Origin of the sequence: Sporolactobacillus spathodeae (assembly GCF_016908935.1) — a bacterium.
Taxonomy (GTDB): Bacteria; Bacillota; Bacilli; order Bacillales; family Sporolactobacillaceae; genus Sporolactobacillus; species Sporolactobacillus spathodeae.
The window spans coordinates 1-16047 of record NZ_JAFBEV010000009.1 but is presented as its reverse complement, the minus strand read 5'-3'; the positions used below and the strand labels follow the sequence as shown (position 1 = coordinate 16047).

General features: G+C 44.8%; 16 protein-coding genes and 1 pseudogene. 14 read left to right on the top strand and 3 right to left on the bottom strand.

The annotated features are described in order from the left end of the window. Positions 1-590: 590 nt before the first annotated feature. Positions 591-770 (top strand): hypothetical protein, encoded by a 180-nt coding sequence (locus JOC27_RS06215; protein WP_205006153.1) that lies wholly within the window; start codon positions 591-593, stop codon positions 768-770. Positions 771-846: 76 nt separating this feature from the next. Here the strand turns inward: JOC27_RS06215 and JOC27_RS06210 are convergent. From JOC27_RS06210 to JOC27_RS06200, 3 genes and pseudogenes are all read right to left on the bottom strand, one after another. Continuing rightward, a pseudogene (locus tag JOC27_RS06210) lies at positions 847-1083 on the bottom strand (manganese catalase family protein); the annotation flags it as partial. A gap of 53 nt (positions 1084-1136) precedes the next feature. Next, the gene (locus JOC27_RS06205) at positions 1137-1415 is read right to left on the bottom strand and encodes a spore coat protein CotJB (RefSeq protein WP_205006152.1); all 279 of its coding nucleotides are present in this window, start codon (positions 1413-1415) and stop codon (positions 1137-1139) included. Next, positions 1412-1633, bottom strand: coding sequence for a spore coat associated protein CotJA (locus JOC27_RS06200; protein ID WP_205006151.1), 222 nt, complete (start codon positions 1631-1633; stop codon positions 1412-1414). The genes JOC27_RS06205 and JOC27_RS06200 overlap by 4 nt, the downstream gene beginning before the upstream one ends. Positions 1634-1824: 191 nt before the next feature. Between JOC27_RS06200 and JOC27_RS06195 the strand changes: the two genes are divergently transcribed. The 13 genes from JOC27_RS06195 (at position 1825) to spoIVA (ending at position 15897) form a co-directional block, all read left to right on the top strand. Then, the gene (locus JOC27_RS06195; protein ID WP_205006150.1) at positions 1825-2598 is read left to right on the top strand and encodes a metallophosphoesterase; all 774 of its coding nucleotides are present in this window, start codon (positions 1825-1827) and stop codon (positions 2596-2598) included. 197 nt (positions 2599-2795) lie between these two features. After that, positions 2796-3416 (top strand): genetic competence negative regulator, encoded by a 621-nt coding sequence (locus tag JOC27_RS06190; RefSeq protein ID WP_205006149.1) that lies wholly within the window; start codon positions 2796-2798, stop codon positions 3414-3416. Between the two features lie 424 nt (positions 3417-3840). Then, positions 3841-4734 (top strand): spore cortex-lytic enzyme, encoded by an 894-nt coding sequence (gene sleB / locus JOC27_RS06185; RefSeq protein WP_205006148.1) that lies wholly within the window; start codon positions 3841-3843, stop codon positions 4732-4734. A 10-nt stretch (positions 4735-4744) separates the two neighbouring features. Then, entirely contained in the window at positions 4745-6079 is a 1335-nt protein-coding gene (gene ypeB / locus JOC27_RS06180; RefSeq protein WP_205006147.1) for a germination protein YpeB, read from the top strand. 130 nt (positions 6080-6209) lie between these two features. Further along, complete coding sequence (locus JOC27_RS06175; protein WP_205006146.1) at positions 6210-6902, top strand: flagellar brake protein; 693 nt, start codon at positions 6210-6212, stop codon at positions 6900-6902. A 71-nt stretch (positions 6903-6973) separates the two neighbouring features. After that, the gene (gene cmk / locus JOC27_RS06170; protein WP_205006145.1) at positions 6974-7651 is read left to right on the top strand and encodes a (d)CMP kinase; all 678 of its coding nucleotides are present in this window, start codon (positions 6974-6976) and stop codon (positions 7649-7651) included. Beyond that, a complete protein-coding gene (locus JOC27_RS06165; RefSeq protein WP_205006144.1) occupies positions 7648-8226 on the top strand; it encodes a lysophospholipid acyltransferase family protein in 579 nt (192 codons plus the stop codon). Before cmk ends, JOC27_RS06165 begins: the two co-directional genes overlap by 4 nt. A 107-nt stretch (positions 8227-8333) precedes the next feature. Continuing rightward, entirely contained in the window at positions 8334-9479 is a 1146-nt protein-coding gene (gene rpsA, locus JOC27_RS06160) for a 30S ribosomal protein S1 (protein WP_205006143.1), read from the top strand. Positions 9480-10008: 529 nt separating this feature from the next. Beyond that, complete coding sequence (der, locus tag JOC27_RS06155) at positions 10009-11331, top strand: ribosome biogenesis GTPase Der (protein ID WP_205006142.1); 1323 nt, start codon at positions 10009-10011, stop codon at positions 11329-11331. 14 nt (positions 11332-11345) lie between these two features. Then, positions 11346-11951, top strand: coding sequence for a glycerol-3-phosphate 1-O-acyltransferase PlsY (gene plsY / locus JOC27_RS06150; RefSeq protein ID WP_205006141.1), 606 nt, complete (start codon positions 11346-11348; stop codon positions 11949-11951). A gap of 38 nt (positions 11952-11989) precedes the next feature. Beyond that, a complete protein-coding gene (locus JOC27_RS06145; RefSeq protein WP_205006140.1) occupies positions 11990-13036 on the top strand; it encodes an NAD(P)H-dependent glycerol-3-phosphate dehydrogenase in 1047 nt (348 codons plus the stop codon). Between the two features lie 69 nt (positions 13037-13105). Further along, positions 13106-13369 carry a stage VI sporulation protein F gene (locus JOC27_RS06140; RefSeq protein ID WP_205006139.1) on the top strand — a complete coding sequence of 88 codons (264 nt, stop codon included), beginning with the start codon at positions 13106-13108 and terminating at the stop codon, positions 13367-13369. A gap of 1040 nt (positions 13370-14409) precedes the next feature. Continuing rightward, positions 14410-15897: a stage IV sporulation protein A gene (spoIVA, locus tag JOC27_RS06135; protein WP_338062778.1), complete on the top strand. Its 1488-nt coding sequence runs from the start codon at positions 14410-14412 to the stop codon at positions 15895-15897. The last annotated feature ends 150 nt before the right edge of the window (positions 15898-16047 follow it).

The following is a 16047-nucleotide window of genomic DNA, read 5'->3' as shown; positions in this document are numbered from 1 at the left end:
ATTCCGACTTTCTTTAACATCTATCAGTTTTCTAATACTTTGGATTTCCACGCCCGTTATACGTAGCCGTTTCATGGCCAGCCTCAACTTTTCTTCATAGTAGGGTGTAAACCGTAGCTGTCTGTTTTCTAGCTTACTAATAGTGGCAGGGTCAATTTCCATAAAACAACTAAACTCATCTAGACTTTTGTTGCGGGTATGCCGAATAGGACGGATAAACCTAGCGTCTACTTCTTGCTTGTAGGGAAGTCTTTCCAATATGTTCATCCTCTCATGGATAAGATTCAAAATTATTGAGGTCAAAGGCTAAATAAAAAGGCACGGCAGGAACGCCGTACCAGTAAGGCCAGTGCTGGAAGTGGTCAAACCAACAAAGGCCGTGATTCAATATTGTGCTTTAATTCCTATATATACATAGGCGTAAAACACCCGCTTTTTACAGGCAGCACCGCCTTATAAAAATGAAACAAGTTACATTAAAAAAAAAACAAATATGTAATGTCCTTTTTCTGTCCTTATCTGCAAGTGCCTGTGTGTAGGTTCTTAGACAAACTATCAACCTCATAAATTGCAATTAGGGCGGTGACATCATGATTAGACATAATGAACATGAAGAACATGAAGAACATGCAGAACATGCAGAACCAAAGGAAACGGTTGATGATAAAACTGTTATTGTTGAAGGGGTTGGAAAAGCAACTTCTGTTGGAGAATTGGATATGGAAAAGTTTATTGAGATTGCTATGGGGTTACCGTCTTTTTGGCGGTGACTCCATTTTTTTTTGCACTTTTTTTAGAATATAATAAGGAAGGGAATAGTATATTTATGTGTAGCAATTTAGAAACCGTTAGTTTATAGACCATTGTGGCAATCATTTCAAGGTGCGCGAACTCCTCAGTGCCGATATCGTTAAGAAGACCGATGACGCGTTCTGGAATTGTATAGCGCTGATTTAGATAGCGGAGTGCTGCTGCAAGTTCACCGTCTGCACCGCCGTATTGTTCGATCAGAAATTTGGCAAGACGTGGATTGCACGTACCGACACGAACAGGATATTGCAATTTTTTTTGATAATACCACATGTCTCTGTTCGCTCTCCCTTCATTTACGTCTGCTTGTGTTCAATGCAACGCTGTTAGACCTGCCATGGCCAAGGTGCTTCTTTCCACTGCCAAGGATAGGCAGAAAAACTATGACCAAAATTTTGCAGCGGTCCATATTTTTTCTCAAATGCTTCGGTCATTTCACGGCTTTTTAAAGCTGTCGAATTAAATTGTTTTAATGTTTCTAAATCGTCCGGATGGGTATCTAGATAAAGGTTCAACTCCACGAGTGTAAAATCAATCGCCTGCAAAGCGTGCAACTCATCATAGTATTCAGGTGGTAGTGGATTTTGCCTGGACACAGTGATCATCCTTTCTTTTTTTCGAGATAAGGGTTTGTATACGGCGAGTATAGACCTGGCCATAATGTACCGTGGGCGAGCGCCTGAACCGGTGAAAATTGCTCCATACCTGGGGGTTGAAAGCCGAGATAAAGCTGTATCGGCGTTTCATAGGCTATCGGACCGATTGGTGGACATGGGTCAAAAGGGCTGACATAGGGCTGTACCCATCTTCTGCTTGCTGGCAATTCAAAAGCCTCCAATCATTTGAAAATTAATTCTTTTTTTTTATATGCTCTCGCTGCTTGTCATTAGACTCGATTCTAAAAAATAAGACGGAAAATTCTTGAGGCTATAATTTTTTATGACGACCGTCATTTGCAGCCGACTCGTAAAGAAACCTATTTTAAATAGATGCCGGGAAATAGGGGTGAGGCTGTTGGCGAACTTTTACGTGTTTTTCGCTGCAATCATATGGCTATTGTCAATTTTGTTTGTTTTCATGTATTCAGAAGCGCACGCTGATCGCTTGATTCAAATTGAACTGCTGATTGACGATCTGCCGCCTGTTTTTGAAGGGCGAACAATCTTTTTCATTTCAGATATTCACCGCCGTAAAGTCACGCGACATCTACTCGATAAATTACCGGCACCGCCGGATTATGTCGTTATCGGTGGTGACTTGACAGAACGGGGTGTTCCGTTATTTCGTGTCAGAGAGAATTTGAGGCGTCTAACACAACTTGCACCAACCTATTTTGTCTGGGGCAATCATGATGGGGATACTGGAAAAAACGCCATTGAAAGATTGCTGCATGACTGTCACGTTACTATTTTAGATAATCAGACGGCAGTGATACAAAAGGGCGGTCAAGTGATTAATTTCACGGGTGTTAATGATGCGACAACCCGGCGGGATAGATTGGCAGAAGCACTCGCTACGCGTCATGCTGACGCGCCAACGTTACTGTTCAGCCACAATCCATCGATAAAGAAAAAGCTTAAACGGTCAATGGGTCTCTCCTATGCAATATGCGGACATACACATGGCGGACAGATTAATCTGTTTGGTCTGACAATTAAAGAAAAAGGTGGGGTAAAAAAACTTGATTTTGGGACACTAATCATCAGTAACGGCTATGGAACAACAAAACTGCCGCTTCGTTTCGCCGCACCGCCGGATACGCTCTATCTGCGTCTCTGCTTCGCTTGAGGCGAGACAATTGAGCGTCAGCATGTACTTTTTTTTAAGGGCGTTGTATACTACACTAAAGTTCTCTATATTTTTTTCTCAGAATGAGGCTCTTCTGGCTCACCAGTAGCACCGAAACAGGAAAGAAACATATAGTAAGGAAAAGGGTCTGCGATGCTGAGTAATGATCAGGCTGGGATGGCAAGGGGGCGTTTGGCATGCGATTGGAACGTCTGAACGGTGACAGGATTAAAATATTCCTGACTTTTGACGATTTGAATGAACGAGGGATTTCAAAAGAAGATATGTGGCATGATCTGCCGCGCGTGGAACAGCTTTTTCGTGATATGATGGATGAAGCAGGCAGTGAGCTTGGTTTTGAAGCCAATGGTCCGATAGATGTTGAAGTTTTTTCATTGCCGGCTCAAGGTATGGTTGTCATTGTCTCAAAAGGTCGGTCGGATGAGAACAGTAAAGATGCCGATGACTTTGAAGAAGATGATGACTTTATCCAGATGCAGGTCACAATGGACGAGAGTCAGGATATTCTTTATCAGTTTGAACAATTTGAAGACATTATTCGTTTATCAATGACTCTGCATCAGATCGGCATCGATGGCGGTAGTCTCTACTTATTCGAAAATAAGTATTATCTTTACTTCAACGAAGCGGATTCGGAACTTGCTGTCAATCTCGAAACGTTAATTGCTCTTCTTGCCGAGTTTGGCAATACCTCAACAATTACGATTCACAGACTGGCAGAGTACGGAAAACTTCTGATGAAGGATCATGCAATTGCCGATATTCACACGTATTTTGGCGGAATGCCGCAGGCTTGATCTTGCCTGCTGTTTTTCTGCTTTTGTTGCCACTAAGAACCTATGCAGACAATCGTTTGTTCATGCAGGAAAAGATAAATAGGGCAGCAAAGAGGCTGTCTCAAAAGTCTATTTTTAGACTTATGAGACAGCCTCTTTATTTTAAGAATAAGCATGTATAAAGATTTTCGTACAAAAATGCAGTGAGGCGCTCTACGCCTTGTGGGAAAAGCGAGCGACTAGAGCGCAATTGTTGAGAAAGAGACTAGGCTACGCCAAGTTTGCCTGAATTGAACAAGACAAAGCTTTTACAGCACATCAATTTTTCTTCCTTGAAAAAACCCAAAAGGCCAGCAGGCAACAGATGCATAAAAAGGCTTTTTATAGGAATGATAATCTTGATTTCAGTCAGAGATTCACTTGATGCAAGAGACACTGAAGCAAGATGTTATCAGTTGCAAGGAGGAAAAGGCTTGTGAAAAAGCAATGGCGGTGGGCAATTCTGCTTGTTTTTGTGTTAACTTGCCTGCAGAGCATGCAAGCGTCCGCCTTTTCAAATCAAATAATCACTCAAGGCGAAACAGGGGATGATGTGATTGAATTACAGGCGCGTCTTCAATATATCGGCTTTTATAAAGGAGCGATCGACGGAAAATTCGGATACAGTACGTATTGGGCGCTTCGCTCTTTTCAAAAGAATTATGGAATGAAAGTTGACGGGATTGCTGGCGATAGTGTCAAACAGAAGTTAGTGAAGGCGTCGCGGTTTGATAAAGATTATATTGACCGCAATTTAAAAGCGGGCAATACTTTTACCTATTACGGTGGGGTGCCGCTTAACCAGCAGGTTCAAAAAGCTTCGCAGCAATCGAAGGGTAGCACGGCCGGTAAGCCGGATAATGCGACGAAGAGCGGCACAAATACTAAAGCACCCAATCAGACGAATAAAGGAAAATACACGATTGATAATCTTCCGCAGGGCTATTCTCGAGCAGATGTCAATCTCATGGCGAACGCTGTTTACGGAGAATCTCGAGGCGAACCCTATATCGGTCAGGTAGCTGTCGGTGCTGTCATTATTAATCGCGTGTCCGATTCGCGGTTTCCGAACAATATCTCTGATGTGATTTTCCAGCCGGGTGCATTTACCGCTGTCTCGGATGGTCAGATTTGGCTCACACCAAATGAAAATGCAAAAAAAGCTGTAATGGACGCAATTAATGGTTGGGATCCGACCAATGGCGCTCTATATTATTTTAATCCGGACACAGCAACCTCCGCATGGATTTGGTCGCGTCCGCAGATTGGGAAAATCGGCAAGCATATTTTCTGTAAATAGGGGGGGTCTCATGAGACGGAGATTCTGGATTTGGACTGGCTACGTTCTTGCTGTTCTGTTTGTCGTCACCTTAAGTATCTGGGGCTATCGAGAGCATCAAATGCGCCAGGCTGTTACAATTCATGCAGAAAACCATTATCAGCAGTCTTATCATGAGCTGACCTACTATGTCGATTCGCTCGAGGAGACGCTCGGAATGGCTCTGGCGATGCAGACGCGACAGTCCATGCGACCACAGCTTGTTGAATCTTGGCGGCTGAGCGCGCTGGCCCATGCGGCAGCAAACGAATTGCCGCTGACGCTGATGCCATTTAATAGAACAAACGAGTTCCTTGCACATGTTGGTGATTTCACATATAACACCGGCGTGAAAACAACGAATGATCGACGGCTTAGCGCCGAAGAATACCGCACGCTGCAAAAGCTTTACCACGAATCGATGACGATACGCGACGGATTGCGCGCTGTTCAAGAGAAAGTGATGGCTAATCACCTGCGTTGGATGGACGTCGAAATGGCATTAAAAATGAAAAAACAGAATCAAGATAATCAGGTGATTGATGGCCTGAAACGTGTAAATGGTCAAGCAACAGACTATACACAGAGCTTCAGCCCGGAAAATCCGCGAAATATGGTTTTTAACAAAAAGCGTTTTCGCGATTTGCCTGGAAAGCAGCTAAATAAAGAACAGGCATCAGACCACTTAATCGACTGGCTTAATTTGAAAAACACAAAGATCCAGTCCATCGATGCAACAGGTAAAGGATCGAGCATTCCCGCCTTTGATCTGACGTTACGGGCCAATCACGGAAAAGGGCCCGCTTACTCGGCCTCTGTTAGCCAAAAAGGTGGGCATGTAATCTGGTTTCTAGTGGATCGCGCGATCGGTTCGAAGCGGATTGGTCTCTATACAGCCGAGCAGAAGGCTGCCCTTTTTCTGAAGCAACATGGGTTTCATAACATGTTGTTAACGAAAAGGGATTCCTATAACCGAGTAGCCGTTTTCACATTTGTGCCAATCAGAAACCAAGTGCGTCTCTATCCGGCATCGGTTAAAATAAAAACAGCCATGGATCGAAACGAGATCATTGCTTTTGATCAGAGCGACTATCTGGCCAATAAATGCGATGTTCCTCTGAAACCTAAATTGACAGCAGATGCCGTCCGCAAACAATTAAATTCTGAACTACGTGTACGGGAGACAAATCTGGCAGTTTTCCAAAATACGACATTAAAGAATATCCTCTGCTATGAATTCTTTGCGACGCGGGGCAATGAGACGTATCGCGTTTTTCTGAATGCCGACAATGGGGACCAGGAAAAAGTTGAATTATTACGCGATTAGCAAAATGTCTGTTTTTTTCATCAATCAATTTAATGTATAATATCTGTGACGGGTTTTTGAACGGTTCGCTTTCCTAAGTTACTAGGTATGTCCGTTAAATTAGATTCTATCGGTCGCGGGGGTTGTCTTTATGATTTTCAATGCGGGTGAAACACTCAGGTTAAAATCAATCGATGCGGATGGAATCGAGCATCTTTATCGCTGCCGATTGGCTGAGGTCTATGAAAATGAGCTAATCGTTGACTATCCGATTGATGAGAAGACAGATAAAACTGTCGTACTCATGAATCAGACACCATTTGAAGCGAGCTATGTCGATGGGCGTCACGTCTATAGTTTTCACGCTGTTTTTGAACGTAGAGTGCAGCAAGGAAAGATTCCGCTACTTCTCATCTCTTATGGTGGAGAAGAAGCGGTGAGGAAAGTACAACGGCGCAATTTTGTGCGCGTTGTCACCAATCAGAATATTGCAATTCACTCTTCAGTAGGAAAATTTGCGCCGTTTAATACAGTTACGAGTGATATTGGCGGTGGCGGTGCCTTGATTTTATTGTCTGCTTCACATGATCTGGCGGCAGACGAACCCGTTGATTTATGGTTAAGTTTAGTTTCAACAGAATCAGAGACACGTTATCTAAAAATCAAGGGAATGATTACACGTATCTTTACGGATCATAAAACGAACCATTTGAAGGCGTCGCTTCGTTTTCTGTTTGATAGTGAGCGGGACAGGCAGCCGGTTATACGTTTCTGTTTTGAAAAACAATTAGAGGAACGAAGAAAAATGTTCGGGAACGTCCGTCCGAGAGATCGACAGAGGTAGAACAACGTTGTTGTCAATAGAAAACAATGGCGATTGTGAATTCGAGAGAGAAGAATGTGGGGTACGAGGTTATGGGAAAACAATTTCAGATTGCGATTGATGGACCAGCTGCTGCGGGGAAAAGTACAGTTGCGAAAATTGCGGCTCGGGAACTGGGGTTTATTTATATTGATACGGGTGCTATGTATCGTTCGCTTACATATAAAGCATTGCATGCAGCAGCTGACCTGAAAAGTGGCAAAGCACTGAAGGATCTGCTGGATAGTACGGAAATTGTTCTACGGCAGATGGAAGACGGGCAACACGTCTCTGTCGATGGACAGGATGTGACCGAAGAGATTCGTTTACCTGAGGTAACTGAGCAGGTTTCGCTCGTTTCTTCCTATAAGGAAGTGCGTGAAGAGATGGTTCGCCGGCAGCGTAGACTTGCTGAAAGCTGTTCAGTAGTGATGGATGGCCGTGACATCGGCACGCATGTGTTGCCCAACGCAGATGTCAAGATTTTTATGAAAGCTTCTGTTGAGGAAAGAGCGATTCGACGTTTTAAGGAGGAAGAGCTCAAAGGACGTCATCCATCTATTGAGGCGTTGCAAGATGCGATTGCACGCCGTGACAAGAAAGATATGGAGCGAGAAATTTCGCCGCTTGTGAAAGCGGACGATGCAATCGAACTGGATACAACATCGCTGAATATCGAAGAAGTTGTTGCTGCAATTCTGCGTATTGTGAATGCGAGGCGTTTGGCATGAGCCTTTACTTTATTGGTAAGCCGCTGGCTGGGATCTTTTACCGATTCTATTTCCGTATTGAAGTCAAGGGTCAGGAAAATCTGCCCGATGAAGGCCCTGTCTTAATCTGCTGCAACCATCGCTCCAATTTTGATCCGCCGCTCATCGGTATCTCATTGAAAAGGCAGCTCAGTTTTGTCGCTAAGGAAGAACTGTTTCAGGTACCTGTGCTTGGATCGATACTGCGTCAAGTGAATGCTTTCCCTATTAAGCGCGGGACAGGTGATCGTGGGGCCATCCGATTAGCACTCAATTTGCTGCGTCAGGGACATGCTTTGCTTATTTTTCCTGAAGGAACGCGGAATCATACAGGTGACCTGAAAAAGGGACTTTCAGGTGCCGGCTTTTTTGCTTTAAATTCAAATGCTACAGTAATACCGTGTGCGATAATTGGGAATTATAAATTCAGAGCAAAGCTTACCGTGGTTTTCGGTAAACCGATAAATACGGCGGCATTGAAAGAAGGACGGGTCAAATCGTCAGAAGCTTCCTCAGTCATCATGGATCAAATTCGGCGGCTGATTGAAGCGAATTGATACGAATGCTTTTTATAGAAGTTCATCTGCTTGACAAATGTCCTCAATTGTAAGAAGTTAAACATATGGGTAATTTCGTGTTGGTTTACTAAAGGAGGTCCCTGAGAATGGTTGAAGATTTGAATAACGGAGCATTGCAGGTCGGTGATGTACGAAGCGGCAAGGTAACAAAAGTAGAAGAAAAACATGCATTAGTTGATGTTGGATATAAAGTTGACGGTATCTTGCCTATCAGCGAACTTTCAAGCCTTCATGTAGAAAAAGTAAATGATTTGCTCAAAGAAGGCGATGAAGTCAAGGTGAAAGTAACAAAGCTTGAAGATGATGAACTGGTTTTGTCAAAACGTGAAGTAGACGCCGATCAGGCGTGGGGAGACCTCGAAGACAAATTTAATAACAAGACTACTTTCTCAGTTGAAATTGCAGATGTTGTTAAAGGTGGTCTCGTTGTCGATCTCGGCGTCCGCGGATTTATTCCAGCATCGCTCGTTGAAAGACATTTTGTTGAAGATTTCAGCGATTATAAAGGCAAGCCGCTTGACGTCAAAATTGTCGAACTGGATCGCGAGAAAAGAAAAGTTATTCTTTCTCATCGTGCCGTTTTGGACGAGGAAGCAGATCTGAAGAAGGATGAAACGTTGCAGAAGATCCACGAAGGTGATGTTCTCGAAGGTACGGTTCAACGCTTAACGGATTTCGGTGCTTTTGTTGATATCGGCGGAGTGGATGGCCTTGTGCACATATCACAGCTCGCTCATTATCATGTAGAGACACCTTCGGAAGTCGTTAAAGAAGGCGATAAAGTCAAGGTTAAAGTATTGACCGTCGATCCGGAAAATGAACGTGTTTCTTTGTCGATCAAGGCAACGCAACCAGGACCATGGGAAAGTGCAAAAGAAAAAATTCATCCGGATGACGTTCTTGAAGGTACGGTTAAACGTCTTGTTCCGTTTGGTGCCTTTGTCGAATTGTTGCCGGGTGTGGAAGGCCTCGTACACGTGTCAGAAATTTCACATCAACATGTAGCCACTCCTGAAGAAGTGCTTTCTGAAGGTCAGCAGATTAAGGTGAAAGTGTTGGATGTCAACTTCGACGATCAGCGGGTTTCACTCAGCATGAAGGCTTTGGAAGAAAGCATTCCGGCTAAGCGACCAAGCTTTGAACAACCTGTGGCGGCACCTGACGATGAGGACAATTCCTCAGGCTTTTCATTGGGCGATATGATTGGCGAGCAGTTAAAGAAATATAAATAATCCGTCATAAAGGTGTTTTCCCATTGCTTATTTTTTTGTAAGCGAACGGTTCTAAGGTTGACAAGTACAGATAAAAAACGGAAAAAAGGAAACTTTCCTGTCTCCTGTTTTTCCGTTTTTTTTGTATGTTTCGAATGAAAAATTTGCATAAAAAAAGGGTAAAAGGCGAGACGGCTACGGAATAGCTTGCCAGCGAGACGCCACAGACGCTAGCTTGTTTGAGGAGACTCGCGGTGCGCCCGTGGCAAGCCAGCGACCGGAGCTCATGTGACACAAATAAGTACAGGATGTAACCAGTTTTTCTGATACATTTAGAAAATACTAATGATGTCATTTTCTTTTGACATTGAGTCAACAGGTAATTTTTGTTACGATTAGGAAGCAGAAAACAGTGATGGGATTTATTTTTTTGCACACTGCTTGGTGTGATCGGAGTACCAGGCGACAGTACAGGAAATGGAAGGTGCGGTACGCGGGTAAGGATCCCGTGTGATTTGACCTGCGGAACCGGACTCGTAGGAGGAACAGTATGTCAAAACCAACAGTAGCCATTGTCGGACGACCGAACGTCGGGAAATCGACAATTTTCAATCGAATTGTTGGCAGTCGCGCGGCAATTGTCGAAGATATGCCTGGTGTGACACGCGATCGGTTGTATGGAAATGGGACATGGTTGAACTATGAATTCCATGTCATTGATACCGGGGGCATTGAAATTAGCGATGAACCGCTCCTTACTGAAATGAGAGCTCAAGCTGAAATAGCAATGGACGAATCTGATGTGATTCTTTTTCTGGTCGATGGGAAAACGGGTCTGACCGACGCGGATGAGCAAGTGGCAGACTTACTTAGACGCTCAAAAAAGCCAGTCGTCCTCGGTGTCAACAAAATTGATAATTATACAAGACGAAATGAGATCTATGAATTTTATTCGCTCGGCCTTGGCGATCCACAAGGCGTCTCCGGTGCCCATGGTACGGGTCTCGGTGATTTGTTGGACAAGGTTGTCGCCAATTTTCCGCCTCAGGATGATGATGAAACTGATGATGGCGCGATCCGCTTTGCTTTAATTGGTCGACCGAATGTTGGCAAATCATCTCTGGTTAACCAAATTCTTGGTCGTGAACGGGTGATCGTCAGCGACATTGCTGGAACAACCCGCGATGCTATTGACACGCCGTTTTCTAGAGATGGTCAGGATTATATCATTGTCGATACAGCAGGTATTCGCCGACGTGGTAAGGTCTATGAAAAAACGGAGAAATACAGTGTGCTGCGCGCACAGCGTTCGATTGAGGAGGCAGATGTCATTCTGTTTCTGATTAACGGCGCAGAAGGCATTCTCGAACAAGATAAAAAAATTGCCGGTTACGCTCTTGAAGCAGGTCGCGCAATTGTGATTGTTGTCAATAAGTGGGATGCGGTCCAAAAAGAAACACGAACGATGGATCAGTTTACGAAGAAAATTCGCGAAAATTTCCAGTTTATTAGCTACGCACCGATTGTCTATTTATCGGCGTTAACCGGTTCGCGTACGAATCAGCTGTTACCGGTTATTCAGCAGGTCGCTGAAAACCACTCATTGCGGATTCAGACAAGCTTGCTCAATGACTGCATCATGGATGCCGTGGCGATGACGCCGCCGCCATCGGATAAAGGCAAGCGGCTCAAAATATTCTACGTCACTCAAGTTGCCGTCAAACCACCGGCTTTTGTCTTGTTTGTCAACGATCCAGAACTGATGCATTTTTCATATGTTCGTTATCTGGAAAATCGAATCCGTGAGACATTTGGCTTTATCGGCACACCGATTAAGTTAATCACTAGAAAGAAAAATAATAACGATCAATAAAAGGGGCTGTTCCCATGCTTATTATCTTATCCATCATTCTTTCTTATCTTATTGGGGCGGTGAGCTTTAGTTATCTCATAACAAAAAAAATAAAAAAAATCGATATACGCAAGACAGGAAGTGGCAATGCAGGGGCAACCAATACGCAGCGAATTCTTGGGACTGGTCCGGCAATCGGTGTGCTTTTTCTTGATATACTGAAAGGCATCGTTTGTATTCTGATTGCACGTTTTCTCCTTGCAGTGCCTGATTGGGCGGTTGTTTTCTCAGGTTTCGCCGCGATTCTCGGTCATGATTTCCCCGTGTATTACGGATTCAAGGGTGGTAAAGGCGTTGCGACAACAATTGGTGTGTTCTTCATGATTATGCCAATTGAGGCGCTGATCGCAGGTTTGGTGACTCTTGCTGTGATTGCATTGACCCGATACGTCTCGCTCGGATCGCTTATTTTTCTCTTGCTCACACCGGTATTAGGCGTATTTTTTGGAACATTCAGCAACGCAGTACTTCTGATCATGTTCCTGATTACCGTACTTGCCTATTTCCAGCACCGAGCCAATATTATTCGGTTGATTCATGGCAATGAGAACAAAATCGGTCATAAAAAAGCACAAGCGTGAACGAGAAGTTGGCAAATGGCTCAAGGAGGCGTTCTTAGATGAAAAAGATAGCGGTACTGGGTGCCGGAAGTTGGGGAACGGCGTTGTCGATGGTACTCGCCGACAATCAATATACAGTCAGTCTATGGAGTCACCGAAAGGAACAGGCTGAAGAGATAAGCAAAAAACACATAAATAACAAATATCTTCCAGGCGTTGTTCTGCCGCTGGCCATTCATGGTACATCTAGCCTGGAAGAAGCTCTCGAAGACGCTGCAGCAGTATTGCTTGTCGTACCGGCAAAAGCGATGCGTGATGTATTGAAGAAGGTCCGGTCGATTCTCAAACATCCCGTACTGTTTATTCATGGGGTGAAGGGGATTGAGCCGGGTACCTTTAAACGGATGTCAGAAGTTATTGAAGAGGAGATCCCTGAACAGCTTCGGCAAGCGGTCGTTGTCCTGTCAGGACCGAGCCATGCTGAAGAAGTATCTCAGCGCCATCCAACGACGGTTGCTGTTGCCTCGAAAGATTTGGAAGCAGCGAGGAAAGCTCAGGATATCTTCTTCAACCATTATTTTCGCGTCTATACCAATGAGGATATTATTGGTGTGGAAATCGGCGGCGCGCTCAAAAATATTATTGCACTTGGTGCAGGTGTTTCAGATGGCCTCGGTTATGGTGATAATGCCAAGGCTGCCTTAATCACGCGAGGTCTGTCAGAAATTTCACGTCTTGGGACGAAGCTCGGTGCTTTTCCACTGACGTTTATCGGCTTAACGGGGATGGGCGATCTGATCGTCACTTGTACAAGCGTGCACAGCCGTAATTGGCGGGCCGGCAATATGCTTGGCAAAGGAAAAAATCTTGACGATGTGCTTGCTCATATGGGGATGGTTGTTGAAGGTGTTCGCACGGCTGAAGCTGCCTATGCGTTGGCAAAAAAAGAAGACGTCGATATGCCGATTACCTCAGCCATTTACCAAGTTCTTTTTGAAGGCAAACAGCCAAAAGAAGCAGTCGATGAATTGATGGGACGCGATAAAAAGGACGAAATTGCTGCGTTCTCTGAATCGCTCGTGGAGAAAATATCGAAAGAACTTTGATCGACTGGGTAACGCTCTTTTTTCCCCCGCATACGATGTAAGGAATGCAGGGGAAAAGGAGGACGTTCATTGGATTCGAAAAATCCTTTTTTTGATAACATCGAGAAGAAGACACGTATGAACAAGGATGAAATTTACAAGATTGCGGATTCGGTATCTGGAGCCGATTTCAACAATCCCGTGGTTGTCCGGCAATTGATTGGGCGCATCGGTTTGGCAGCAGGGGTCGATGTGCCGAAAGAGAAGGAAGAAGCATTAGTAAAGGCAATTACATCAGGTAATCTGCCAGCCAATTTTTCCTCTCTGGCAAAAATGTTTGGTCAGAATAAGTAACGACTTGGGCTGACGTCAGCGGCAAAACCTGTGGGAATAGCATACGGTATAGCGTGCGTCACTATTTCGCAAGTGCTGGCAGGCGTGGAAGGATTTAGTCAGGTGGAGAGAAAACAGTTTGTTTCCTCTCTGCTTTTTTTGTACGCTTGAATGGATAAGAAGCGAGCAGCTAGAGCGTAATTTCGCAAAAAAGGACTTGGCTAAGTCAAGTTTTTCTCAAAAGATAAGAATGTATAAGATTTTGCACAAAAAATGAGCGAAGGCGCGAGACGCCTGCGGGAAAAGCGAGCCAAGTGAGACCCCGCAGATTCTAGCCTGTCTGAGGAGGCTCATGGATCGCCCGCGGCAAGCGAGCAGCTAGAGCGTAATTTCGCAAAAAAGGACTTGGCTAAGTCAAGTTTTTCTCAAAAGATAAGAATGTATAAGATTTTGCACAAAAAATGGAGCGAAGGTGCGAGACGCCTGCGGGAAAAGCGAGCCAAATGAGACCCCGCAGATTCTAGCCTGTCTGTGGAGGCTCATGGATCGCCCGCGGCAAGCGAGCAGCTAGAGCGTAATTTTGCAAAAAAGGACTTGGCTAAGTCAAGTTTTTCTCAAAAGATAAGAATGTATAAGATTTTGCACAAAAAATGAGCGAAGGCGCGAGACGCCTGCGGGAAAAGCGAGCCAAATGAGACCCCGCAGATTCTAGCCTGTCTGAGGAGGCTCATGGATCGCCCGCGGCAAGCGAGCAGCTAGAGCGCAATTTTGCAAAAAAGGACTTGGCTAAGCCAAGTTTTTCTCAGAGACACATGAGGAATGATCAATTCGTTGTGATCAGCGATGCGTTCTCGTTATGAAAAAAATTCAGTTCACTGTCATAAATCCCATTCCGGACAATACCTTTATACGGACAGAAGGCTGGCGGCAGCCGGTCCAAGTTTCCATGAATTTATCCCTCGGTGCGATTAATTATTTGGAATAATCAATGGACAAAGTCATATTTATGAATTATATCACCGAGCGTCATGGATAGAAGGAGGAGCGGGAGGGTGCAAACTTTGGAAAAATTAGAGCGAGTGGATATCTTCAAAGACATTGCAGAGCGAACTGGCGGCGATATTTATCTCGGGGTTGTCGGAGCCGTGCGTACAGGGAAATCAACCTTTATTAAAAAGTTTATGGAATTAGTTGTTTTACCGAATATTGAAAATGAGGCAGATCGAGTTCGCGCACAAGACGAATTGCCGCAGAGTGCAGCAGGGCGACAGATAATGACGACTGAACCAAAATTCGTTCCGAATCATGCCGTGACTGTAAATGTGGACGAAGGGCTAGAGGTAAATATACGGCTCGTTGATTGCGTCGGCTATGCTGTAAAAGGTGCGAAAGGTTTCGAGGACGAGAACGGACCACGCATGGTCCATACACCGTGGTACGATGAACCGATTCCCTTTCAAGAGGCTGCGGAGATCGGCACGAGGAAAGTGATTCAGGAGCATTCGACTTTGGGTATTGTCGTCACAACAGACGGGTCAATCGGAGAAATTAGTCGTGAAGATTACATGGAAGCAGAAGAACGGATTGTTGATGAGTTAAAAGAAGTCGGCAAGCCGTTTATCATGATTGTCAACTCGGCCCATCCGTATCATCCGGATACGGAAGCCTTACGTAAAGAATTAGCTGAGAAATATGATATTCCGGTGCTTGCACAAAGCGTGGAAAACCTTACAGAGCATGATATCAATAACGTGCTTCGCGAAACGCTGTTCGAATTCCCAGTACTCGAAGTTAATGTCAATTTGCCGAGCTGGGTTATGGTTCTGAATGAAGAGCATTGGTTGCGCAAAAATTACGAGGGTGCCGTCAAAGACACCGTCAAAGATATTAAACGACTTCGTGACGTTGACCGTGTCGTGAATACGTTCAGCGCGTACGATTTTATTGAAAATGCACAGCTCTCCGGTATCGAGATGGGGAAAGGGACGGCAGAAATCGATCTGTTTGCTCCGGATAATCTCTATGATCAGGTACTGAAAGAAGTGGTCGGTGTTGAAATCCGCGGGAAGGACCACCTGCTGCAGCTGATGCAAGATTTTGCTCACGCGAAGCGGGAATACGATCAAGTTGCGGATGCATTAAAAATGGTGAAACAAACCGGCTACGGCATTGCCGCACCTTCGATAAGCGATATGAGCCTTGATGAGCCGGAAATTATTAAGCAAGGATCACGGTTTGGCGTCCGGCTGAAAGCTGTCGCCCCGTCCATTCATATGATTAAGGTCGATGTCGAGTCTGAATTCGCACCGATTATTGGCACCGAAAAACAGAGCGAAGAGCTTGTTCGTTATCTCATGCAGGATTTTGAAGACGATCCACTCTCAATCTGGAACTCGGATATTTTCGGACGATCGCTTAATTCAATTGTCCGCGAAGGGATATCCGCAAAACTGGCCCTGATGCCGGAAAATGCCCGCTACAAGCTAAAGGAAACGCTGGAACGGATTATCAACGAAGGTTCTGGTGGCCTCATTGCGATTATTCTTTAAACGATTAATGGCTATCGAAAAAACTGCAGGCCCAATAAAGGGCCTGCGGTTTTTCTTAGTGCGCCCGGCATGGGTGACAGCTAGGCGGTGAAAGTCCGCTACAGGCTTGGCAGTAGGAACTGTTAGCTGAGGACAAGGGTGTCTGCCGCG